The sequence below is a fragment of the Lysobacter sp. N42 genome, from assembly GCF_004344885.1.
The window spans coordinates 115,181-139,106 of the sequence record NZ_SKFB01000003.1 but is presented as its reverse complement, the minus strand read 5'-3'; the positions used below and the strand labels follow the sequence as shown (position 1 = coordinate 139,106).

The 23,926-nt window shown below is 46.3% G+C and carries 21 protein-coding genes; 5 read left to right on the top strand and 16 right to left on the bottom strand.

Annotated elements, in window-relative coordinates:
• Positions 1–2: 2 nt before the first annotated feature.
• From EYQ95_RS08230 to cysE, 7 genes are all read right to left on the bottom strand, one after another.
• Positions 3–272, bottom strand: coding sequence for a K+/H+ antiporter subunit F (locus tag EYQ95_RS08230; protein WP_111915523.1), 270 nt, complete (start codon positions 270–272; stop codon positions 3–5).
• Positions 257–760: a Na+/H+ antiporter subunit E gene (locus EYQ95_RS08225; RefSeq protein WP_111915524.1), complete on the bottom strand. Its 504-nt coding sequence runs from the start codon at positions 758–760 to the stop codon at positions 257–259. The genes EYQ95_RS08230 and EYQ95_RS08225 overlap by 16 nt, the downstream gene beginning before the upstream one ends.
• Entirely contained in the window at positions 757–2,262 is a 1,506-nt protein-coding gene (locus tag EYQ95_RS08220; protein ID WP_111915525.1) for a monovalent cation/H+ antiporter subunit D, read from the bottom strand. Before EYQ95_RS08220 ends, EYQ95_RS08225 begins: the two co-directional genes overlap by 4 nt.
• Positions 2,259–2,609: a Na+/H+ antiporter subunit C gene (locus EYQ95_RS08215; RefSeq protein ID WP_111915526.1), complete on the bottom strand. Its 351-nt coding sequence runs from the start codon at positions 2,607–2,609 to the stop codon at positions 2,259–2,261. Before EYQ95_RS08215 ends, EYQ95_RS08220 begins: the two co-directional genes overlap by 4 nt.
• Positions 2,610–2,618: 9 nt before the next feature.
• Positions 2,619–5,399 (bottom strand): monovalent cation/H+ antiporter subunit A, encoded by a 2,781-nt coding sequence (locus tag EYQ95_RS08210; protein ID WP_111915527.1) that lies wholly within the window; start codon positions 5,397–5,399, stop codon positions 2,619–2,621.
• Between the two features lie 79 nt (positions 5,400–5,478).
• Positions 5,479–6,447 carry a cysteine synthase A gene (cysK, locus tag EYQ95_RS08205; protein ID WP_111915528.1) on the bottom strand — a complete coding sequence of 323 codons (969 nt, stop codon included), beginning with the start codon at positions 6,445–6,447 and terminating at the stop codon, positions 5,479–5,481.
• A 10-nt stretch (positions 6,448–6,457) separates the two neighbouring features.
• Complete coding sequence (cysE, locus tag EYQ95_RS08200) at positions 6,458–7,273, bottom strand: serine O-acetyltransferase (protein WP_111915529.1); 816 nt, start codon at positions 7,271–7,273, stop codon at positions 6,458–6,460.
• Positions 7,274–7,386: 113 nt separating this feature from the next.
• Between cysE and EYQ95_RS08195 the strand changes: the two genes are divergently transcribed.
• The gene (locus EYQ95_RS08195; RefSeq protein WP_207916289.1) at positions 7,387–8,688 is read left to right on the top strand and encodes an amidohydrolase family protein; all 1,302 of its coding nucleotides are present in this window, start codon (positions 7,387–7,389) and stop codon (positions 8,686–8,688) included.
• Positions 8,689–8,775: 87 nt separating this feature from the next.
• Here the strand turns inward: EYQ95_RS08195 and EYQ95_RS08190 are convergent, their stop codons facing one another.
• Together EYQ95_RS08190 and yihI are read right to left on the bottom strand one after the other, a co-directional pair.
• On the bottom strand, positions 8,776–9,228 hold the full coding sequence (locus tag EYQ95_RS08190; RefSeq protein ID WP_111915530.1) for a DUF2489 domain-containing protein: 453 nt from the start codon (positions 9,226–9,228) through the stop codon (positions 8,776–8,778).
• Entirely contained in the window at positions 9,225–9,716 is a 492-nt protein-coding gene (yihI, locus tag EYQ95_RS08185) for a Der GTPase-activating protein YihI (RefSeq protein WP_111915531.1), read from the bottom strand. Before yihI ends, EYQ95_RS08190 begins: the two co-directional genes overlap by 4 nt.
• Before the next feature lie 731 nt (positions 9,717–10,447).
• Between yihI and EYQ95_RS08180 the strand changes: the two genes are divergently transcribed.
• Positions 10,448–12,223, top strand: a complete 1,776-nt coding sequence (locus tag EYQ95_RS08180) for a DUF885 family protein (RefSeq protein ID WP_111915532.1) — start codon at positions 10,448–10,450, stop codon at positions 12,221–12,223.
• Between the two features lie 99 nt (positions 12,224–12,322).
• Here the strand turns inward: EYQ95_RS08180 and EYQ95_RS08175 are convergent, their stop codons facing one another.
• Positions 12,323–13,030: a cytochrome c gene (locus EYQ95_RS08175; protein WP_243699885.1), complete on the bottom strand. Its 708-nt coding sequence runs from the start codon at positions 13,028–13,030 to the stop codon at positions 12,323–12,325.
• A gap of 132 nt (positions 13,031–13,162) precedes the next feature.
• Between EYQ95_RS08175 and yihA the strand changes: the two genes are divergently transcribed.
• Positions 13,163–13,774, top strand: coding sequence for a ribosome biogenesis GTP-binding protein YihA/YsxC (gene yihA, locus EYQ95_RS08170; RefSeq protein WP_111915534.1), 612 nt, complete (start codon positions 13,163–13,165; stop codon positions 13,772–13,774).
• A complete protein-coding gene (locus EYQ95_RS08165; RefSeq protein ID WP_111915535.1) occupies positions 13,767–14,660 on the top strand; it encodes a DMT family transporter in 894 nt (297 codons plus the stop codon). Before yihA ends, EYQ95_RS08165 begins: the two co-directional genes overlap by 8 nt.
• Before the next feature lie 5 nt (positions 14,661–14,665).
• Here EYQ95_RS08165 and polA read toward each other — a convergent pair whose 3' ends face one another.
• The 5 genes from polA to aroE all read right to left on the bottom strand — a co-directional run bounded on the left by polA (position 14,666) and on the right by aroE (position 22,885).
• Positions 14,666–17,437, bottom strand: coding sequence for a DNA polymerase I (polA, locus tag EYQ95_RS08160; protein ID WP_111915687.1), 2,772 nt, complete (start codon positions 17,435–17,437; stop codon positions 14,666–14,668).
• A gap of 484 nt (positions 17,438–17,921) precedes the next feature.
• The gene (locus tag EYQ95_RS08155) at positions 17,922–19,178 is read right to left on the bottom strand and encodes a DUF945 family protein (protein ID WP_111915536.1); all 1,257 of its coding nucleotides are present in this window, start codon (positions 19,176–19,178) and stop codon (positions 17,922–17,924) included.
• A gap of 39 nt (positions 19,179–19,217) precedes the next feature.
• Positions 19,218–19,952, bottom strand: a complete 735-nt coding sequence (locus EYQ95_RS08150) for a TetR family transcriptional regulator (protein WP_111915537.1) — start codon at positions 19,950–19,952, stop codon at positions 19,218–19,220.
• 16 nt (positions 19,953–19,968) lie between these two features.
• Positions 19,969–22,041, bottom strand: a complete 2,073-nt coding sequence (locus tag EYQ95_RS08145; RefSeq protein ID WP_111915538.1) for an SLC13 family permease — start codon at positions 22,039–22,041, stop codon at positions 19,969–19,971.
• 19 nt (positions 22,042–22,060) lie between these two features.
• On the bottom strand, positions 22,061–22,885 hold the full coding sequence (gene aroE / locus EYQ95_RS08140; RefSeq protein ID WP_207801096.1) for a shikimate dehydrogenase: 825 nt from the start codon (positions 22,883–22,885) through the stop codon (positions 22,061–22,063).
• 1 nt (position 22,886) lies between these two features.
• Here aroE and EYQ95_RS08135 point away from each other — a divergent pair, with 1 nt between their 5' ends.
• Positions 22,887–23,309: a group II truncated hemoglobin gene (locus tag EYQ95_RS08135; protein WP_111915689.1), complete on the top strand. Its 423-nt coding sequence runs from the start codon at positions 22,887–22,889 to the stop codon at positions 23,307–23,309.
• On the opposite strand, the gene EYQ95_RS08130 is transcribed toward EYQ95_RS08135, so the two are convergent.
• On the bottom strand, positions 23,287–23,865 hold the full coding sequence (locus EYQ95_RS08130; RefSeq protein WP_111915539.1) for a hypothetical protein: 579 nt from the start codon (positions 23,863–23,865) through the stop codon (positions 23,287–23,289). The genes EYQ95_RS08135 and EYQ95_RS08130 overlap by 23 nt on opposite strands.
• Positions 23,866–23,926: the final 61 nt, after the last annotated feature.

Sequence of the window (23,926 nt, the reverse complement as noted above, 5' to 3'; positions counted from 1 at the left end):
AATTATTCAATGATGTCGCCACGAAGAATATACTTCGACACCGCCACTGTACCGACAAAGCCCATCATGGCAATAAGCATGGCGGATTCAAAAAATATAAGCGACGACTGCATAATGCCGAGCAATACAATTAAAGCAATTGTGTTGATGTACATAGTGTCTAGGGCGAGGATGCGGTCTGGCAATGTAGGCCCTTTCGCCAACCGATAAAGGTTCAACAACAAGGCGATACTAAGCGCAACGATACATATAGTTATCACTGTGGGTAACATTCGAAAATCTCCTTCAGTGGCTGCTCGTAGCGTTGTTTAATCAAATTAATTTCCGCTTCTATATCGTTCACGTTTAACGCATGCACAATTAGCCGTTTACGATCTGGACTTAAGTCTGCGGAAACGGTGCCAGGTGTAAGTGAAATGGTTCCCGCTAACACTGAAATAGTGAAATCGTTTTCTATTTCTAACGGAATATCGAAAAACGCTGCATTAAGCTTGTCGCTTGGCCCTAAAATTTGCTTCGCTACCACAAAGTTCGCCACCATAATGTCGCCTGTTACTTTGATGATATACCAAATAAGGTGTAGCGGTTTATGCACCTTTACAGCATTGGGCCAGAAGTCTTGCACTAAGTAAGGAATAAGAAGCGCCAGAAAGGTACCTAGTAAAAAGTGCCCCGGAGAAAAGCTGTTCAGCACCATCCAGGTGATCAGCATGAGTAAGCTTAATACCGGATGCGGAATAATACGTTTTTTATGGCTCATGACGGTACCACCTCAAACCCAAATACCGCGTTGTAATAGAGCTGCGTATCCATAAGCTGCTCACCCAAACCTTTCATATATTGCAAGATAGGTTCGGCCAAAACGACTAGTGAAAGCATTAAACCAATTAGCATAACTAAGCTTAACCACGCACTTTTCGGAATAGCTGGTGCGCTATTTTTCGGCTCATTTACGCGCCAGAAAAAAGTACTACCCGTACGAACTGTCGCGATTAGCGTAGCTAAACTTGCCAGCAAAATGGCAGACCAATACCAAACTTGGGCTGCGCCACCGTCTACCGAACTTAATAGCAACACTTTACCAAAGAAACCGCTCAGGGGAGGCATACCAATAAGCGCGATGAGCGCAATAACAAATACAATACCTACGCTACGGTAACGCTTCATTTGTGGGCCGCGGACAATACTGTCTTGCATACTACCGCGCTGAGTAGCAATTACGTCGGCGAGTAAAAACAGTAATGCAGTTATCCACGTTGAGTGCAGCATGTAATAGAACAACGCCTGCATAGAGGCTTCGTTGTGAATAGCTATTGCACCCAACATCGTGCCCACCGACACAATAATGGTATAGGCAATTTGAATTCTGAATTTTCGTGCGCCCAGTACACCTATCGCACCGGCAGCCATAGTCGCAATCGCAATTGGCCATAGCCACTGTAGCACCGTTTCACCCACGGCCGATGGCAAAAAGATCATTCCGTGAACACGAACAATAGAATAAATGCCGACCTTGGTCATAATGGCAAACAGCACAGCTACCGGAGCACTTACACTCGAGTAGGCTTTTGGAAGCCAGAAATACAGCGGTAGCATTGCAGACTTAAGGCCGAATACCATGAGCAGTATAAGCGCAGCAGCAGACAAAATTGCCGTATTCTCAGGCGGTAAGCTTGTCATACGCTCGGCTAAATGAGCCATATTCAGCGTACCGACCAAGCCATACACAATACCCACACCCAAGATGAATAAACTGGAGCCGACGAGGTTAAGTAAAACATAATGCAGTCCAGCTTTCGCACGGTCTTTGCCGCCACCGTGCAGCAATAGAGCATAGGACGCTATAAGCATCACTTCGAAAAATACGAATAGGTTAAATAAATCTCCAGTGAGGAAGGCGCCGTTGACCCCCATGACCAAGAACTGAATCAACGCTTGTAAGTTGTCGGCACGCTCGTCATTTCCACGGAAGCAATAAATAACGGCTGCAACCACTAACATGGCATTGAGCAAGACCATTAGGCTGCTTAGCCTATCGGCGACTAGAATAATGCCGAACGGAATTTCCCAGTTACTCAGCGAGTAAACTTCTATTACTCCGCCTGCAGACTGCTGTACTAAGCTGAAGCTAAAGTACAACAGAGCCAATGCTGAAATCAGGCTAATGCCACGCGTTATTTTCAAACTGCTACGCGCTAAAAACACCAATAAAATGGCGGTTAATGCAGGAAGCAATATAGGTGTTATCACTAAATGACTCACCGATTAGCCTCCTTTACGTCGTCTACCGAGTCTTTACCATCTACATGGTCGTTGCCTAAGTCTGCGCGAGCTCGAAGCGCCAGTACTACGACAAACGCAGTCATCGCAAAACCAATAACAATTGCGGTGAGTACTAACGCCTGAGGCAATGGATCGGTATAGGTATCCGAAGCATTCACAACTGGCGGCGAATTATATTGAATGCGCCCCATTGTGAATAGAAACAAGTTTACGGCGTATGTCAGCAAAGTGAGGCCCATTACTACCGGGAACGTACGCGACCGTAGAATTAAATACAGCCCTGTTCCGGTAAGCACAGCAATAACAATGGCGATCAAAATTTCCATACTTACTCCTTAATCGTCAACGCGAGCTGTGGTGGTGAGCTTGCCGATATACGCCAAAATCAGCAATGTTGTTGCAACCACGGTTAAATACACGCCTAAGTCGAACGGTAACGCAGAAGATATTTCAAACTTCCCAACAATAGGCCACTCAATGTAGGTATAGGTAGAAGTTAGGAATGGGTATCCTAAGAACCAACTTCCAACTCCGGTAATTGCCGCTATGAGCACACCTGCAGCTATCCAATTCGGATAATTAAACTGAATGCGTTCCCGTATAAACCCGACACCACTGGCCACGTACTGCAAAATGAGGGCAATACTGGTAATTAGACCGGCAATAAAGCCACCGCCTGGCGCGTTGTGTCCACGCAAGAAGATAAACACGGAAACCATCAGTGCCAGTGGCAAAATCATGCGCGCCATCATTGACAGTAGAGGAGGATGTCGCACTGGGTCCCAAGGTCTACCTTCTTTATCAGTAAGCGGCAATGGCAAATATAGGTTTCTGAGCAAGGTCGCGATGCCTAAGCCAGCGATGGCCAACACAATAATTTCGCCAAATGTGTCGAAACCACGGAAGTCGACCAGAATCACGTTTACAACGTTGTAACCGCCGCCTTCTGGTTTTGCGTTTTCTAGGTAGAAGTTAGAGATAGAGTCTATCGGGCGCGTAAGAATACCGTACGCTAACACGCCAATACCAATACCCGCCAAACCAGAAATGCTGGCGTCGCGCCAAACCCGTTTTTGAGAAGACTCGTTAGGGGTTTGCTGCGGCAAGAAATAGAGCGCCAGCATCAGCAGAATAATAGTAACAACCTCTACTGAAAGCTGTGTCATTGCAAGGTCTGGGGCCGAGAAGCGAGCGAACAGTATAGACACCATAAGTCCGGCTACACTTAAAATAAGTAAACCACCAAATCGGTTATGGTGAATAAGCACTGTTCCGAAAGCCGCAATAATAAGCACCACCGACGCAACCGCAGCAACAATGTCGAGCTCTGTAATTGCGACGGAACCGGAAAGTGAGCTTATCGGCAGCAGCGCATAGACGATCATGGCCACTAACATGACAATGGCTATGGCAAAGTAACGCTGTAACGAGCCATTTTCCACACGGGTAACCAGCTGGGTAAACTCCGACATAATGCGCGTTACAGTGCCTTCAAATATATGAAGCTCATTAAAAGGCTTACGCTTTTTATACCAAGCTAGTAATTTTCCTTTCTGGGTATACAGCAATAAACCACCGACTAAAGCAATCACGCTCATCAGTAATGGCGCATTAAAGCCATGCCAAATTGCGATATGGTAAGGCTCTTGGGCGTAACCTAAAACCGCGCTGCCTACCGTATTCACGAACGCATCTGCAAGGTGTGGGGCGATACCCACAACCACACAAATGGCGACCATAATGAACATAGGCAGCAACATGAGTTTTGGTGGCTCGTGAGGCGGTTTAGGCGTTTTCTTTGCTTCACCGGTGAAAAACACATTCAATACAAAACGCGTTGAATAGTAAACCGAGAATAAGGCAGCAAACGTAGCGATTACGGGTAGCAACCAGCCAAAACTGCCAAACTGAGGTACATGAAGTACCGACTTCAGCATCATTTCCTTACTTAAGAAACCATTAAACAGCGGAACCCCGGCCATCGCGGCACCGGCCAATATCGATAAAATACCGGTGATAGGCATAAACTTATACATGCCTTGTAAGACGCGTAAATCGCGCGTGCCCGTTTCGTGGTCCACAATGCCCGCAGACATGAACAATGTTGCCTTAAATGCAGCATGGTTAAGAATATGGAAAATACCGGCAAGCACTGCGACTTCGGTGCTGATACCAAATAACAACGTAATTAAACCCAAATGGCTGACGGTGGAGTATGCAAGCAACCCCTTTAAGTCGTGCTTAAACATCGCCATTGCGGCTGCAAACACCATGGTTATCAAACCTGTGGAGGTCACAATCAACACCCATAAGTCTGTGCCTGCTATTGCCGGGTGTAGTCTTGCAAGCAAGAAAATACCCGCTTTTACCATGGTTGCGCTGTGCAGGTATGCGGAAACAGGCGTAGGCGCTGCCATAGCGTGCGGCAACCAAAAATGAAATGGGAACTGCGCTGATTTAGTAAAGGCTCCGAGCAGGATAAGCACAAGCATCACTGGATACAGCTCGTGAGCGATAATCACCTCATGCATGGCAAAAATGTCTGTCAGCGTGTAGCTGCCAGCGATTTCACCTAATAGGATAACCCCTGCTAGCAGTGCTAAACCACCACCGCCAGTTACAGCAAGCGCCATTCTTGCGCCTTTTCGTGCGTCTGAATTGTCTTGCCAATAACCAATCAATAAAAACGAGGTAATACTGGTCAGTTCCCAGAATACGAAAAGTAAAAGCACATTGTTAGACAGCACAATACCCAGCATTGCGGTCATAAACATCAGCAATAAGGTGTAAAGCTTACCTAGGCTGTCTTTTTCGCTGAGATAAAACCTGGCGTACCAAACCACGAACAGTCCGATACACAAAATAAGAAGCGCAAACATAAGGCTAAGCGCATCAATTCGGAACTCGAGGTTGAGCCCCATGCTGGGGAGCCAAGGGAGAATAACTTCTTGAGTTTGCCCTTGGAGTACGGACGGTAGAAACGAGAAAGCCAAGCCGACAGCGATCAACGGCGGAATAAGGGTCACAATTAAATTAAAATTGCGACCGAATCGCTCCGTCAATCGAGGCACCCATGCCAATAAAATGGGTAAAAAAACAATCACTAAAAGGGCCATGCTGTCGATAGTCCTCTACCTGTGTTTATAAAAAATTAAATTAGCATATCAATGACGAAAAATCTGCGATTACCGGTATTTATGGGTTCAATTCTTGCTCGCTAAACACATTCTCAAACAACGGAGTGCTTAAATAGCGCTCTGCCGAGCTTGGTAATATCGCCACAATGGTTTTGTCTTTATATTCTGGATTATTTTGCAACAAGTCTGCAATTGCAGAAACTGCCGCGCCGGTTGAAATCCCTGCCAATATACCTTCTTCTCGCATGAGCCTATGCGCCATTGCCATAGCATCTTCATTGCTCACCGTAAGCGCCTGGTTCACCAACGAGATATCGAGGTTTTTCGGCACGAAGCCAGCGCCAATGCCCTGAATTTTGTGCGGTGCAGGTGTAAGCTCAACGCCTGCCATAGTTTGAGTGATCACAGGTGACGACTCCGGCTCCACAGCAATAATCTCAACATTTCCGCCCTTCTCGGTATTAAAATACGTAGCAACACCGGTGATGGTTCCACCTGTTCCTACACCCGCAACGAAAACGTCGGGCAACTTTCCTAGCGATTTTTCGATTTCAGGACCCGTGGTTTTTACATGGATCTCTGGGTTCGCTGGGTTGTCGAACTGGCGTAATAAAACATATTTTTCAGGTTCATTTTCTGCAAGCTCTTCAGCCCGCTGAATAGCGCCTTTCATACCCAGTTCTGCTGGCGTAAGTTCCAGCTTTGCACCCAATGCTTTAAGAAGCTTTCTGCGCTCTAAGCTCATTGAGCGCGGCATGGTAAGGGTAATACCGTAGCCCCGTGCAGCTGCTACGTAAGCCAAAGCAATACCGGTATTTCCAGAGGTTGCTTCTACGAGTTCTTTACCTGCCGTTAAAATGCCTTTCTTCTCAGCATCCCATATCAAGTTTGCACCCAACCGACACTTCACGCTTCCAGAAGGGTTACGGCTTTCCATTTTGAGATATACATTACCTTCTACCACACGGTTTAATTTAACCAGCGGTGTGTTGCCAATACTTTCCGAGTTGTCTTGATATACCGACATGCCTACATTCCTAAATTTGTGGGTCAAACTTGTCCATTGCTTTTTCTCTAGACTTCGCCGCTTGCTTTTCGGCTTTTACAAAGTCTTCGTCTTCAACTTCTATGGGCGGAATTTCAGAGCAAACGTCACCACCAAGCTTGTTTACCGCACAACATATTTCGCTGACGCGCTCGTCCATAAGGTGAACATGGTCAAGCATGCGGCCAATGGCTGTTGCTACAGGGTCAGGGTTATCCGCCGACACAGCGTACGCGTCGAACCCATATTTTTCCGCAATTTCCTTGCGCTTTTCTCTTGCGTCTTTATCGGCAGGTGAGCTCACCACACGCCCAGGAATACCCACAACGGTAGCCCCTTCTGGCACGTCTTTCACAACAACAGCGTTAGAACCAATACGTCCATTTTTATGCACAATAATAGGACCCAGCACCTTTGCGCCTGCTCCGATGACTACACCGTCTTGTAACGTTGGATGTCGTTTTCCTGCTTTCCAACTTGTTCCGCCCAGTGTTACACCGTGGTAAATCGTACAATCGTCACCTATTTCTGCGGTTTCGCCAATCACTACGCCCATACCATGGTCGATAAAAAATCTACGCCCTAGCTTAGCCCCAGGATGTATCTCTACTCCGGTAAACCAGCGAGCCAAGGTAGACACAAAACGAGCGAGCCATTTCAGCTTCCACTTCCAAAGCACGTGGCTGAATCTATGAACCCAAATTGCATGCAGCCCTGGGTAGTTCGTCAACACTTCAAAAAAGTGACGTGCCGCAGGGTCTCGTTTGTAAACACTTGCTATATCTTCTCTAATGCCCCGAAAAAGCATGACGAAGTGTTCCTTTTTCCAGTTAATTGTCGTTGCAGTGCAACGGGCTATAAGCCTAGTATAACGATGAACGTATTTCTCGGTGAAGCTTAGTTTAACCTGAGGAGGTTACCGTGGTCCGAAATTTCATCTTAATCTTAGGTGCGCTAGCCGCACTTGTTTTACCGCAAGTTGCATTTGCGCAAAGTGAAGCAGTCACGCTTATTCACGCTGGCGTGCTTATTGACGGCACAGAGAGCAGGCCGCAAGAAGACGTCACTATTCGTATTCAAGGTAATAGAATTGTGGGCGTTGAGTCTGGATTTCAACGGGCGAGAGGCAATGAAACTGTAATTGACCTAAAAAATTCGACTGTCATGCCAGGCTTTATCGACATGCACACTCATCTAACTAGTCAGTTAGGTCCCGGCTCTTACATGAACCGTTTTACCCAAAATGCCACCGACGTTGCCTTGCAGTCTGTGCAATATGCAGAGCGGACCTTAAACGCTGGCTTCACTACTGTCCGCGATTTAGGGGACAGTTTTGCTGCAAGTATCGCGCTTCGCGACGCCATTAACCGTGGCATCATTGAGGGACCTCGCATTTTCACCGCCGGTAAGTCCATTGCAACCACAGGTGGCCATGCAGACCCTTCGAATGGCTTTCGTGACGGCTTAGTCGACACTCCAACGCCAGCAGAGGGTGTTGCCAATGGTCCGTTAGAAGCACGCCAAGCGGTTCGAGCCCGTTACCAAGAAGGCTCAGACTTAATTAAAATCACCGCGACTGGCGGCGTATTAAGCTTAGCGGCAAGTGGCGACAATCCACAGTTTATGATGGACGAGCTGGAAGCTATTGTAGAAACGGCTCGTGACTACGGCATGCGTGTAGCCGTTCATGCCCATGGTAAAGAGGGTATGTTACGTGCCATTCGAGCCGGTGTGGACTCAATAGAGCATGGCACTTACATGGACGAAGAAGTTTTTGCAGCGATGCGTGAACACGGCACTTGGTATGTACCCACCATTACTGCCGGTAAGTCGGTTGCTGAAAGGGCTGAAATAGAGGGCTTTTTCCCTGAACAAGTACGCCCCAAGGCGAGAGCTATTGGTCCTTTAATTCAAAGTACGTTTGGTCGCGCTTATGAAGCTGGCGTTCGTATTGCTTATGGCACCGACGCAGGTGTGTTTGACCACGGCGAAAACGCACGTGAATTCCAATATATGGTTGAAGCCGGTATGCCCGCAATTGAAGCCATTCGTGCTGCAACAAGCTCTGCCTCTCAACTCCTAGGTCAGTCAGAGAATTTAGGAACCATCGAGGAAGGAAAATTCGCAGATATCGTTGCGGTAGAAGGCAACCCATTGAGCAACATTGAGTTGCTGCAAAATATTTCGTTCATTATGAAAAATGGCGAAGTTTATCGCCAATAATCCGTTGAAAGCATAAAAAACGCCGCATGACTCTCAGGTTATGCGGCGTTTTTGTTTTCTAAAGCTAGTTTATCTAGCGAAGAATACTTATTGTTTCGACTGAATAAAGGCAATCACTTCAGTAACGTCAGCTTGAATAGTGGTTTCCATTTCCACTTCTAGGGCTTCACGTTCCCGGTCTAGTTTACGAATTTCTTTCTTAGGGTATTCCTTTCTAGCACCGTGCGTAGGCATGTGCTTAATTTTTTCATACATCTCATGAATTGCAGGAAAACGAGTGTCGAAATTCGTTGAACCGGCTTCTGGTAAGTTATCAAGCAATACCGAAATACGAATACTTCCTTCCGACAAATCACATTGTCCTTGTTGCATGGCTTTTGCGATCGTCAGAATACTTTCATGAATATACGCAACACGCTTGTTCTCGCCGGCTTGGTTTTCCTTGCGCTGCTTACTTAACTGCGACAGCAACATACCCGCATATACACTTAACGCTAAAATGATAGCTACGCCTAGCGCACCGAGAATCCACCAAATCATGCATCGTCCTCGTCTAATTCGTTGTCTTCAATGCCAAGCAGCTCTACTAGCTCTTGATACCTTGTCATTTGCTCGTCTACAAACTGCTGGTCTTCAGCACTTAGCTGCTCACCTTCGTCTATTTGGTCAAGCAACTCTTGTAATACAGGGTCATTCTCAAGCGCTTCAAATTCGAATTCTAATGCTTCCTGCGGATTTGCAGGTGTTACATCTTCAACCTGTTCCGCAGTTTTACGCACAGGTTTCACAAGCTCGACAGGCCGCTTACTACCTTTTCGAGGATCCTCCTGAGCTTTAGAGTTCGTGCCGTGGCCTTTGCCCGCCTTGCTGTTTTCTTTTACATCCAAAGTGTGACGTTGGCCTGCAGGTTTGCCTTTTGTGCGCGCTGGCTCTTTACCGCGCTTGCCTTCTTCTCGTTGGCGTTCCATTTTGGGTTGCGAACGAGCGGCGAGTGGACCTGTTTTACGTGTCTTTTTTCTACGTGTCATGTATCTAAACCTGAATCATCAAACTAGGATTCCATACGAGAGTAGTCCGCGTATGTCTATTTAGATCATATCTTATTTCGGGCGAGCTGTAGAGGAATTGCAGATATAAAAAAGGCGATGAAATCATCGCCCCTGGAATTTGTGCAATCAAAACGATTGAACAGGTTGTCGCTTATAGCTTTTTATAATTATTATTCTTGGCTCCCACGCTTAGCGCTTTATAATCTCTCGCCTCTTTTTCTCAGCTGTCTAGCAGCTCCTTATTCTCGGCGGAGATTTGGAGTCGTCTTTCTTATTGTTATTATTTAAATGCCTCCTGGCATTATTATTCTTCCCGTATTTTTTGCTCTCACCATGTTGGTTGTTGTTTAACCTAAATTTTAGGGGGCTTACCGCACAACACCAAGTTGGTTTATTACAGCGCGTCTTCAACGTCATTTATTATTTTCATTTTTTTTAACGTTGTTGACGATTCGTTGCCCACTTAGAAAACACACTTCAACCCTGTCCATAAGGCTCTGTACCGAGCAACTTCGGGACTTAGATTACCAATCTGATCGAAGAGTGCAAGCGTTTTTTAACAAAAAATCGATTTTTTATGACAACTACATGAATATTTAGAGTCTATTGGCTATAACATTTATTATAAATCCTGCCTAAACCCTCTACATTAGTCAATCTCAGCAATTCACTTTACAATGAAGTTACGACAATAATAAAAGGAACCCACTATGAGAGCCTCCACCTATGCGCTCGCGTTAGCAGGTACACTCCTGTTAAGCGCATGTACAACTACACAGCAAGCTGCGCAGCCGGAAAACGCAAACACCGCGTTTACTGAGCTAGCGAATGAAGCTTGGGAATATAATCGTATGCAGTATCCTGGTTATGCAGCGCGCAACGGCAGCCCAGAGCAAGCCGGACAGCTAATGGATATGTCACCTGAAGCATTAGAGGCTCGCTACCAAGCACGTATAGCGTTCTACCAACAGCTTGAAGCTATTGACGAGAATCAGCTTAGTGCGGAAAACCAAATTAACCGTGACATGATTATGTACGCACTCAAAAATCAGATTTCTGAGTACGAATACAACATGCACTACACCCCTCTGACCAACGAGTCTGGCCCTCATAATCGTTTAAGCTATGTTGCGAGCGGCGTGAATATTCGCAATATGGAAGACGCAGAAAATTATTTGTCGCGATTACGACAAATACCTACTGCATTCGACCAATACATTGCCGACATGCGAGCGGGTATGGCTGCCGGTATTACTCAACCCGCAGTAGTACTTTATGGCATGCCAGACAGTATCCGTGCCTATGTGAAAAACGACCCTACAGAAAGCACTTTCTACCGGCCCATTGAGCGTGCTGAATCACAATTATCGGCAGCTGACTTTCGCAATCTTTCGTTAGAAGCTCAGTCGGTGATTAGCATGGAAGTTAACCCAGCTTATTTGGGTTATCACGACTTTATGGTGAACGAGTACATTCCAAATGCGCGCGAAGACATCGCAGCAACGAATTTACCAAACGGTGGAGAGTTTTACGCCAACCGTATTAAGCACTACACCACTACTGACCTAACGGCAGAAGAAATCCACGAGATTGGTTTGCAGGAAGTCGCTAGAATTCGTGCGGAAATGGAAGACATTATTGCCGAATTAGAATTTGAAGGCTCATTCCAAGACTTTATCGACTACTTACGCAGCGATCCGCAGTTTTACGCCGAAACGGAGCTAGACCTGCTGAAAGAAGCGGCCTATATGTCAAAGCGAGCAGACGCTATGCTACCGCGTTTCTTCCGCTTCTTACCCAGAAAGCCTTACGGTGTAGAAGCTGTTCCCGCTGAAATCGCGCCAACCTATACAACAGGACGATATTCAGGTTCATCAACAGACGCGGCACCCGGCTATTATTGGGTTAACACGTATGCCTTGGATCGCAGACCGCTTTATGTGTTGCCTTCGTTAACATTGCACGAAGCTGTTCCTGGTCACCATTTACAAATTGCGCTCGCGCAAGAGCTAGAGAATGTGCCCGACTACAGACGCTCAACTTATATTTCAGCTTTTGGTGAAGGTTGGGGTTTGTACGCAGAGTACTTAGGTGTAGAAGGCGGTTATTACCTCACACCTTATGAAGATTTCGGCCGCTTAAGCTATGAGATGTGGCGAGCAGTACGCTTGGTCGTAGACACTGGAATGCATGCCATGGGTTGGTCACGCGACCGCGCGGTACAGTTCCTCGCAAGCAACTCTGCGCTTTCCATGCATAACGTAAATACAGAGATCGACCGTTACATTAGCTGGCCTGCTCAAGCGCTGTCTTACAAACTCGGAGAGCTAACCATTAAGCGTTTAAGAGCCGAAGCTGAAGAAGCGTTAGGTGACAAGTTCGATATTCGCGACTTTCACTACGAAGTGTTAAAAAACGGAAGTATTCCACTAGAAACACTGGAAGCTCAAATTCGTGAATACATTGAGCGCACGCTGAATAGCTAAGCTGGGTGAGCTAGCAATCAGGCACAAAAAAGGTTCGCAAGTGCGAACCTTTTTTATGAAGCTTTTTAAACTCTTTGCTGCTATGCAACCAAACAGAGCTTAATAAAGACCACGAATGTATTGAGAAAGTAATTCGATGTCTTCGTCTGTAAGCTTGCCAGCTACGCTACGCATCATGCCGTTCGGGTCGTTTGCACGTTCACCGCTACGGAATTGCTCTAGTTGCAACTGAGTGTATTCTGGATGTTGACCACTTAACAATGGAAAACCTGCTTGCCCTACACCTAAACCGCTTGGACCGTGGCACGCTGCACATGCTGTGATTCCGCGCTCTGCATCACCACCCATAAACAACGCCATACCCGGCTCAACCACTTCTTCAGGAGCCGCACCTACTTCGTTTTCTTGCGAAGCAAAATACGCTGCTAGGTCATACATGTCTTGCTCGCTCAAGTTTGCAACTTGACCAGCCATAATCATGTTCAAACGACCTTGCTCACCATTGGTTTCCGCACCAAGTTTGTAGTCCATAAGCTGTTTAACAATATAACGCTCATGTTGACCAGCAATAATTGGGAAGCCGCCTGTCGGGCTATTTCCGTCAGGGCCATGACAAGCCGCACAAACTTGTGCTTTCTCTTGTCCAGCTTCTGGATTTCCAACCATTCCTTCTTCAGGTTTCGCGTCTCCAGCTGCTACTGCACTGCCCGCGAAAAGAAACATTCCACATAAAATTGCGAGTTTTTTCATGATCTCTCTTCTCTGCATTTGAACGGGAATCCCCGACACATCAAATTGCTTTTCCATCTATCGGCGTTATTTTACACGAATCTACGCTATATGAAACGCCTGATTCAACACAAGGTGTTGGATGGGCATAAGATATCCGTCATAATAGAGCCTCATTTCGCATTTTTTAATGCTCAAAAGGGCTACTGTATGTCAGAAATAAATTTTCAAAACGCACGTTTTCTTACCAGTGCCCCAAATATAAAGTTCCTTCCAGACGACGAAGGTATGGAAATAGCGTTCGCCGGTCGCTCTAATGCTGGCAAGTCTAGTGCAATCAATGCGCTAACCAAGCAAAAGAACTTGGCTAGAACCAGTAAAACTCCGGGTCGAACTCAACAGATTAACGTTTTTTCGCTCGACGAAACTAACCGTCTAATTGATTTACCAGGTTATGGCTTCGCCAAAGTGCCTATTGCCATGAAGGAAGCTTGGCAAAAGTCGTTGTCAGAATATCTACAAGCCCGTAAATGTCTAAAAGGCCTAGTTGTACTCATGGACATTCGCCATCCGCTTAAAGAAGTCGACCAAAACCTGATTTTCTGGGCCGTAGAAAGCAATATTCCAGTTCTTGCAGTACTCACAAAAGCCGACAAGCTAAAAAGTGGGGCAAAAAAGCAAACCTTAATGAAAGTACAGGAAGCTCTACCCGCGTTCGGTGGTGACGTTTCGGTGATGTGTTTGTCTACCCTGAAAAAAACCGGGCTACAAGAGCTCGAAGACATTTTAATGGGCTGGTTCTCAGGCAATACTGATGCATGAGCACTACCCGCTTACCACTTGGCTAAAACTATTTTTCCTCGCATTAGTGTGGGGAAGTAGTTTCTTTCTGATAAAAAAAGGGCTCGTTACTTTTCCTCCACTAGAGGTTGCCGCTATTCGCCTAGCCAGCGCGGCACTAGCGCTTGCGCCTTTTGCCATAGTGCGGTTAAAACGTGTTAAGAAAAAACAGTGGCCCGTTATTCTGTCGGTCGGTTTAACAGGCTCTATGATCCCCGCGTTCTTATTTGCATTAGCGCAAACGAACGTAGACAGCGGCGTTACCGGCTCGCTCAATGCACTTACACCATTATTCGTGCTGATTATTGGCGCTGTAATTTTTCATCAGAAAATTACCGCAACAACTGGGATAGGCCTCGCTATCGGCTTTGTAGGCACACTCATACTGATTCTTATGAACGCCACAGGCTCCTTCAATTTAAATGCTCATGCGCTTTTCGTGGTTATCGCAACCATTTGCTATGGCATTAACACCAACCTCATTAAAGAGTATTTACCCGACCAGAGCCCTCTCACTATTACCGGCGTAAGTTTACTCATGGTATTACCCATCGCCACGTTATATTTGTTGGGGCCTGCAGAAGTCGTGAGCCGCCTTGACTCAGCGACTGCGTGGTGGTCTTTAGTCTCACTTATTGTACTAGGCGTGGTAGGTACTGCACTGGCGCTGATTTTGTTTAATCACTTGGTACAAATCGCAAGCACGGTATTCGCAAGTTCAGTTACCTATCTTATACCTGTGGTTGCGGTATTTTTGGGGCTACTCGACGGTGAAGTTATTGGTATATGGCAGGTAAGCGGCATGGCGTTAATACTTGGCGGCGTCTGGCTTGCCAATAAGAAGCCAAGAACACCGCCTCCGCAATAAACGCGCTAGTGAGCTTCGTCCCAGTTTTCTCCAACACCAGCTTCAGCAATTAACGGAACGTCGAGTTTTACGGCGTTCTCCATAAGTTTGCTAAGCGAAGCAATATGCGTGTCTAGGCAGTCTTCGCGAATTTCAAAGACCAATTCATCGTGAACCTGCATGGTCATATAAACTTCACCAGGGGCTGGTTCATTAAGTAACCACTCACTTACGTCGATCATTGCTTTTTTCATGATATCTGCGGCAGAGCCCTGCATCGGCGCGTTAATCGCCGCGCGTTCTGCGGCTTTTCTACGTGGCACATTTTGAGCTTTAATGTCTGGCAAGTACAAGCGGCGGCCGAAAAGTGTTTCTACATATCCTTGTTCAGCTGCCTGCTTGCGTGTGCGCTCCATATAGTCCAACACGCCAGGGAAACGTTCAAAGTATATGTCCATGTAGCTTTGTGCATCTTTTTGACCAATACCTAATTGTCTGGCTAAACCAAATGCAGACATACCGTAAATTAAGCCAAAATTTACGGCTTTTGCTCTGCGGCGCTGTTCGCTATCTACATTCTCTAGCGGTACGCCAAATACTTCAGCGGCAGTAGCGGCATGAATGTCGCGTCCTTTGGCAAAAGCTTCTAACAATCCTTCAGACTGAGATAAGTGCGCCATAATCCGCAGCTCTATCTGGCTGTAGTCGATAGCCACTATTTTGTAACCTTCTGGCGCTACAAAGGCTTGGCGAACCCTACGGCCTTCTGCGTTGCGAATTGGAATATTCTGCAGATTCGGATCTGTAGACGATAAGCGCCCCGTCGCGGTTACCGCTTGATGATATGACGTATGAATGCGACCCGTTTTACCATTCACCATGCGTGGTAATTTGTCGGTGTAAGTCGACTTCAACTTACTCATGCCACGGTGTTGTAGAATGAGATCCGGTAACGGGTAGTCCAACGCAAGCTCTTGTAAAACCTCTTCGGCGGTTGAAGGCGCGCCCTTTGGCGTTTTCTTTTTCACCGGCAAACCGAGTTGGTCAAACAAAATTGCTTGTAATTGTTTTGTCGAGTTCAAATTGAAAGGTTCGCCCGCAATTTCGAACGCTTCCTTTTCAATATTCTTCAGCTTTTCTTCTATTTCTTTACTTTGTTTTCCTAAACGTTCGGAATTAACTAAAACACCTCTGCGTTCCATCATGGCAAGAATTGGTAATATCTGCAGTTCCAATTCCGAAAGCACTCGCTTAAGCCCTTCATGCTCAGCTACGCGAGGCCACAACACTTCGTGCAAACGAAGGGTTACGTCTGCATCTTCTGCTGCATACGGTGCTGCAGTTTCAATGGGCACTTCGTCGAAACGTTTTTGTTTCGCACCTTTTCCTGCAACCTGCTCGTAACTAATCGGCTTATGACCTAAATATTGAAGGCTCAGCGTGTCCATGTCATGGCGTGAACTCACGCTATTCAACACATAAGAAGCGAGCATTGTGTCGTTTAAAATACCCCGAACGCGAATGTCGTAATTTCGCAGTACGTGTAAATCGTATTTTAAATTCTGGGCAATTTTCTTTACCGCGGTGTCCTCAAAAATGGGCTTCAGCGCTTCTAACACTTTATCGCGTGGTAATTGCTGCGGACCGCTCAAGTCTTGGTGTGCAACTGGAATGTAGCATGCCTCACCCGGCGCGACAGCAAACGACAATCCAACTAACTCAGCCTCCATATAATTCAGGCTCGTTGTTTCGGTATCAAATGAGTAGTAATCAGCCTGCTTTAGCTTTTCAATCCATTTGTCTAATTCCGACTGCTCTGTCACCACTTCATACGCTTCACGATCTATTTTTACGGCAGTAGACTCGCTATTTTCGCCCTCTTTTGCATCGGCTTGTAATTCCGGCGCTTGCTCACCGTCTTCCAACAATTCACCGAGCCATCTACGAAATGAACAGCGGTTATATAGAGCAACAAGTTGTTCTTTGTCAGGTTCACTCACAGTAAGTTGTTCGGGCGCCAGCTCCATTTCAACGTCGAGCTTAATAGTGGCAAGGTCTTTTGAAAGTTTAAGTTGGTCTACATTGTCGCGAATTTTTTGCGGTAATGTTTTCGCGCCTCGGAAACTTAAACTAGTTACTTGATCAGGGTCGGCTAATAGGTTGTCGATGCTACCAACGCCTTGCAGAAGCTTCTGAGCTGTCTTTTCGCCAACTCCTGGCAAGCCTGGAATGTTGTCTACGCTGTCGCCCATTAACGCCAAAAAGTCGATAATTTGGTCGGCATTCACTCCAAATTTTTCCGGTACTTTCTCTGGCGTTAAAATCGAGTTATTCATGGTGTTAATTAAGGTTACTTTGTCCGTAACTAACTGCGCCATATCTTTGTCGCCAGTACTAATCAGCGTGTGGCGACCTTCTTGCTCAGCCTGCACGGCTAAAGTGCCAATCACATCGTCAGCTTCTACGCCTTCGATCACCACTAATGGTAAACCCATTGCGGCGACAATTTGATGAAGCGGCTCAATTTGAACACGCAGATCGTCGGGCATCGGCGGACGGTGCGCTTTATATTCCTCATACATGTCGTTGCGGAAAGTCTTACCCTTCGCATCAAAAACAACGGCCATGTGGCTAGGCTGATACTGCTTAATAAGACTACGCAGCATGTTCACCACACCGTAGATAGCCCCAGTAGGTTCGCCTTCTTTATTCGTAAGATGAGGTGGCGCATGGTACGCGCGGAAAAGGTACGAAGAACCGTCGACAAGAATAAAGGGTTTTGCTGGAATTTCGCTCATAATGCTCGTGTTTTGCATAGCCGTTTAGTGTGAGATATAGAATGCCATAGACCGAGCCAATTCACTATCTGTACTGCTCTATATGTTTCATGGCAAAGGCTGATTTCTGAATAAAGTAACGAGGGAAAACCTGTGGATAAGTCTGTGTACGAACGATCTCACCTGCCGTGTGCTAGATCTCCGCTAGCGACAGCATCATACTTCTAAGTGATTGAGAAACGGGGAAATTACTGAAATACCCTGACAACTTTCTATTCTATTTTTTATTTTTCTTCGGCTGTGGAAACTCTACTTGCAGAGCTCTCTGTTTTGTCCTGGGCAGGACGTCAACCGGTCGTACAGATTATCACAATTCGAGTTCTCGTCTAGTCCTAATCTGATCTTTTTTAACAATTTTTTGATCTTTTTTTTGGGGTTTTAAGAATGGGTTTTTCTGAGCCCAGAAAAACCCCTTACAGATCAGGTTATATAGATAATTACTAACCTATTGTGGTGTAGGAATTGCTTCAGGCGGCACGATTAATTGGTTATCGATCTTTAATCCGTCGATACGCGTGTAAAGGACAGACCATGGATAAGCATCAGCACGCAATCCAAACTGTTGATTCATCATGCGTTGAGCCTGATGAGGTAACCCCGAAATTGATCCTTCAAGATTTCCGTCAAATGCCCATTTAAGCAATTCTTCTAGCTCCATAGACGCGATGCTTCTGTTCGGGCCTGTGTAATTTAAAGCGACATCCACCATACCTATCCAAGGGTTGTCTGAAACTTCCACACTAACATTCAGCTTTGCCTCTGGAGTCATCATCGATGAAGCCACGTCCATATAAATCGACATCATTTCGTCCATCATGGCGTCCATATTTTTATCTTTTTCCATTTGTTGGAAATCCGCAGTATTCATTTTCTCTTTGAACCGTTCATAAGATTCCCAATAAGCCTCAAAATCACCGCCTTCATATTCAGCCTCAATTAGAGCCGTAACGTCATATCCTTGGAAATTAAGTGAGGCGATACTTTGTGTAAGGCCTGCTGTAAATCCACTGCCCTGTTGCTTAAAATCGCTACGAATTTCGACACCCTCAATCGAAGCGCTTTGACCACCGAAATTCAAACCTGCTCGCGCCAACGTAAATGAAGCATCTTGATGGGTGATACGATTATTCCTGTCGTAATCCATCGCTACAAGCATCTCCATCCCGTCAAAAAACATGACTTCCCCCATAGAAGACGAGGTGATAGACAGACCTTCAATGTCGCTATCAACATGTTGGATTGATTCCTCACCGAAAACGTTGATAGAAAATGGAGCATGAGCGATAGTGACATCGTTTTCTGTGAAGTTCAGCTCCGCGACATCCACCGAAAGAGCAAAGCCTCCTAGGCTGAAACTACCTGTGGTTACAATGCCGTCCTCACCATAGAAGTCAGCAAGGTTGTAATCCTCGGTTTGAACGTCCAACACCCCACGATAAGTTGAGTGAAAAAAGCCATGTTCCATGGTGAAGGGTTGTGAAATATGAATAGCTTCATCAGGGATATTAAAAATGATGACCCCTTGCGCGGAGTTCCATCCTTTGTGAATCCATTCAATTTCTGCACCATATAAACCTGAGGTAGCTTCACTTACGAGTGCTGTTTGCTCCTCTAACACGCCCATAGCGGTGCGCCCTGCCTGCCAGATTCCGAAAAACCAAACGGCGGCAACTATGACAACAGCCAAAATAATCTTCTTCATGATTCGTCCTTTTTGTTTTACATATTTCCGATGTGAAAGTTATTTCTTAAACCAACGCCCAAGTACGCTGCTTTTTTCAGGCTGTTCGCTAAAGCTCTCGAAAAAGCCACTCCAAATTTGTTGAACACCCTGCTGCGCCATCACCGAAAAGTCAGGTTGCAACGCACTTAACCCAGGGCCTTTGAGAAGCGACTTTATAGATACTGGCGGGTGGCTTATCTGCCAGCAACCTAACAAATAAGCATAAGTTTGAATTAATGTGCGCTGCGCTTCGTCCACTGCACTTTCAGTCAATTGAGCGGTTTGCACTATATTTCTAGCGGTCGCACGATAATCTTGCGCAAGCTTTGTTTTGTGGTTGAGCAGCGCTTTTTTATCAATATTTGGCTCAAGTTGTTGATGACCTAAAGCGGCGAGTGTCCAAAGGTTTGGCTGCTTTGTTTTGAAACTCATAATGGCCTCAACAACTCCGTCTACAATGTCGTTTCGCACAAAGCGCAGTTGATGGCGAATCTCGTTGAGCCAGTCGTGCAATTGATATTCAAGCAACGCCATATAAATAGCTTCTTTGGTTTTGAAGTATAAGTACGCGGTTCCCTTGGCGACACCTGCTCGGCTAGCTATGGCATTAATTGTGGGCAATTGCCCGTTAGACTCAAGCAGCAATTCCAGCGCAGCGTCAAGCAAGCTTTCTCGGCGTAAGTCTTTCTCTTTCGCCGTTCGCGCTCTCTTTTTGCCATTGAGTATGCCAGACGGTTCGCTTTGGTTTTCCACAGTAGCGTCCTTATTATTATGTTAGTGGCCAAACAATAGGCAATAATATAAGCGATAACAAAACCACTAACAATTCTAGTGGTAACCCTAAACGCCAATAATCTCCGAAGCGGAAACCACCAGGCCCTAAAATTAAAGTGTTATTTTGATGCCCAATAGGCGTTAAAAAGGCACAGCTTGCACCCACCGCAACAGCCATTAAGAATGCGTCTGGGTTAACCCCAAGTTGTCCTGCAGCACTTAATGCAACTGGGCACATTACGGCCGCGGTGGCTGCGTTATTCATAAAGTCCGACAGCGTCATAGCAAGAATTAACAATAGTCCCAAGGCAATTAGCGCATGCCCCTGCGCAATGTAGGTCAGCATATTGTTCGCGAGCCAGTCCGCGGCCCCTGTACTTTGCATAGCGCCGGCAACCGGAATAAGTGCCGCTAGTAATATAACCACCGACCAGTCGATACTTTCATACACCTGGCGTAACGGTAATAAGCGAAACGCCATAATTGCCGCGACACCGCCACCGAAAGACAGAGCAGCAGGCATAATGCCTAATGCAGCTCCCATGATCGCCAATAGCATTATGACACTGGCAAGCACCGCTCGTTTCCGACTCGGAACCCGAATAGTTCGCTCGGCTAGTGGTACACAGCCAAAACTGGAAGCAAATGTAGCTAACCGTTCAGGGTCGCCCTGCAATAAAATAACGTCACCCGCAGCAATACGCGTTCTACGTAGGCGCTCTACGGTTTGCTTACCTTGCCTAGAAATTGCGAGTAAGTTGAGGTTATAGCGGCTTCTTAATTGCAGTTCTTGAGCGGTGTTATGGATTATTCTAGCGTTCGGCAACACCACCATTTCCACCAACACAATTTCGGAGCTGTCTGAGCCTCGTGGCTCGGTATTCAGTTGGGGTGCGTTTTGGTCTCGCATGCCCACTTTTAACCCACGCAGCGTGCGCTCACTGGTAACCGTAACCCTACGATCAAACCATTTGGATGCCGCTTTTTTTATTGGCTCTGGTTCTTGATGATCTTCAAAGCCTGTCTTATGTATCGCATGAACCGGGCTTACATCCAGCTTCGCCACCTCCGAAGTCACTTCCTGTTCGCTTTCATCAAGCCCTTCTGGTGCTTCTTGCTCTGCTTTTAAGCTTTGCACTTCCCCTAAATCTGTTGCTTCATTGCCTTTTCTGTCCGGTTTCACATTTTCAAGTAACCGTAGGCCTAACGCGGAAAGCATCTGGCTTAATTTTTCTGGCTCGGCCTCTATAATCATAAGGTCGCCAGCTTTCAGTTTCTTATTCCAATGTGGGGTGAACACCTTTTCCCCGTCACGCACCATACCTAGCAGCTGCCCATCGCTACTGTCTAATGCTTTATCTAATTCCCACACGGTCATGCCTTCTGCTTTACCGCCGGAAACAACCCTTACTTCTGTTAAATACTTACCCGTGTCGAAACTGTCGGCGTCACTTCGTTGGCGCACAGGCACAAACCGCCACCCAATAGCGGCAAGGAAAATAACGCCCACAACAGCAATAGAAGCCCCAACCGGAGTGAACGAAAACATGCCAAAACCTTTGTCGGCAACTTCGGCACGGAAACCAGCAACAATAAGATTAGGTGGTGTACCAATTAACGTGGTCATTCCGCCAAGAATTGCACCAAAGGACACGGGCATAAGCACTTGTCCCGGAGCCATGCCTAGCCGAGTTGCCAATTGAATAGCAACGGGCATAAGCAAGGCCATTGCGCCTACATTGTTCATAAACGCAGACATAATTGCAGCTAGCAATGTTAGTGACGCAATAGTTCGTGTCGGTGAACCGGTTTTCGGGCTTAGTTTATTCGCCACTACGTCTATAGCCCCAGTACTTTGCAAGCTGTAGCTCATAACAAGAACACAAGCCACCGTAACAACAGCTGGATGACTAAATCCTATAAAAACTTGAGTGTCTGGAATTAAACCAAGCAAGGTACACGCCGAAAGAGACAGCACAGCAACTACGTCGTGACGCCATTTGCCCCAAATAAACATCACTACTGTTAGCGCAAGAACTACCAGTATCGAGACTTGATCCGCATTCATATTATCGGCCCTTCCTGCACTACACTTGGCTTAATTGCTTACGGACACGTAGGATAACTGTACCCACATCGGGCATTACACCGGTCCAACGTCGAAAGCTTTCTGCAGCTTGCCCAACTAACATACCCAAACCGTCTGCAACCTCGCAGTTTCTGCCACTTGCCCACTCCAAAAACGGAGTTTGTTTATCACCATAGACCATGTCGTAACAAAACGGTTTTGATTTCAGCAAAGACTCTTTAATTTTTGGCTTTTCTTGGTCTAGGCCGCTCGACGTAGCGTTAATAATAAGGTCAAAGTCAGGGTCGGGCATAAGCGTAAGTGCTCCCGCAGACAAGGGTGCTTCTTGATGGAATCGAAAAGCGTCGTTCACAAGCCTTTCCGCACGTTCAGGCGTTCGGTTGGCAATGTGTAACGTTCGCGGGTTTTGCGCTAAAAGTGCAGGCAAAACACCTCGAGCAGCACCTCCAGCGCCTAGCATAAGAATTTTTTTATCTTGTAGGCTGCCAAACTTTCGTAATAAGTCAGAAACCAGCCCTAAACCGTCGGTATTGGTAGCAACCCATTGTGTTCCGCGCTGAACCAGCGTGTTAGTAGCCCCCGTTTGCAAGGAAACATCTTCAACCTGGTCGGCTAAGTCGGTGGCTAACTCTTTCAGCGGTAACGTAAAGTTCGCGCCTGAACCTCCCTGCTCTACAAACTCATAGAATCGTTTCTTCAGGTCTTTTGGAGGTGTTAGAATACGCAAATACTCTAGCTTCAACCCTGCTTGTAGCCCAAACTGCTGATGAATTTGCGGCGACAAACTGTGTTGAATAGGTTCTCCAAAAACGGCAAATTTCATAATGTGGTCTCGATTCTTTAAACGTGAACAAAAATTACCTGCGTCACCTTTCGAACAGCTGGGTGGTGAAAACGCCGTTCGCAATATGGCAGAACGATTTTACGACATTATGAGCACAGATCCGGCCGCAGGTGAACTACTAGCGATACATCCACAACCTATGGACGCTATTCGACAGAAGTTTTTCGAATTTTTATGTGGTTGGTTAGGCGGGCCGCGTTACTACGAAGAAAAGTATGGGCATCCTAGGCTACGCGCTAGGCATATGCCTTTTGCCATCGACACGAAAATGCGCGACCAATGGCTGCATTGCATGTATCAAGTGCTAGACGAGCAAGTAGAAGATAAAGACTTAAAACATGAATTGCGCCAGCGCTTCACGGCACTAGCGCATCACATGATTAACCAGCCTTCTTCTGTTTAGAACGAATACGCTTAATACGACCTTCAAAGCCAGTTTGCGTTTTATCGTCTAAACCAAATTCAAGTGCTTGCTCACATACCTTAACAGACTCATCAAAGCGCTCTTGCTCGAGCAGCAAGTTAGCATAGTTTTGGAAAGTCATAACTTGTGGCAAGTTACCGCCATTGGCTTCTTTCAGCGGTTCTTTGATGTCGCTAAACTCTTGAATATGAACAACTGAATAATGAATACAAGCGTCACGATACTCATCGTCTTTACGATGCTTGTAGGCCTTCTCCGTGAGCTGCGACAGTATTTTATGTCGCACTAACGGATCTTTTTCACCATCAAGAGGCTCGGCAATTTCTTCCAGAGCTTCTGGAATTGCCGGCGAACCCGGTGTTTGTTCCGCTTTCGGCAACGGCTCGGGCGTTTCTTGCTCTTGAGCTGGTTCCGGCTGCTCTGATTTTTCTGTAGAGGCTTCGCCTTCTGAAGACGACTGTTGCTTTTTACGATTCATAAAAATCACAACAACAATCGCGGCAAGAACCACTAATATAAAGAGTTGAATTGTCATACCTCTTTCACCTGTTCATTTTTCAAACAGAATTAAGCTTAATACTTATTCCGGGTTCAGG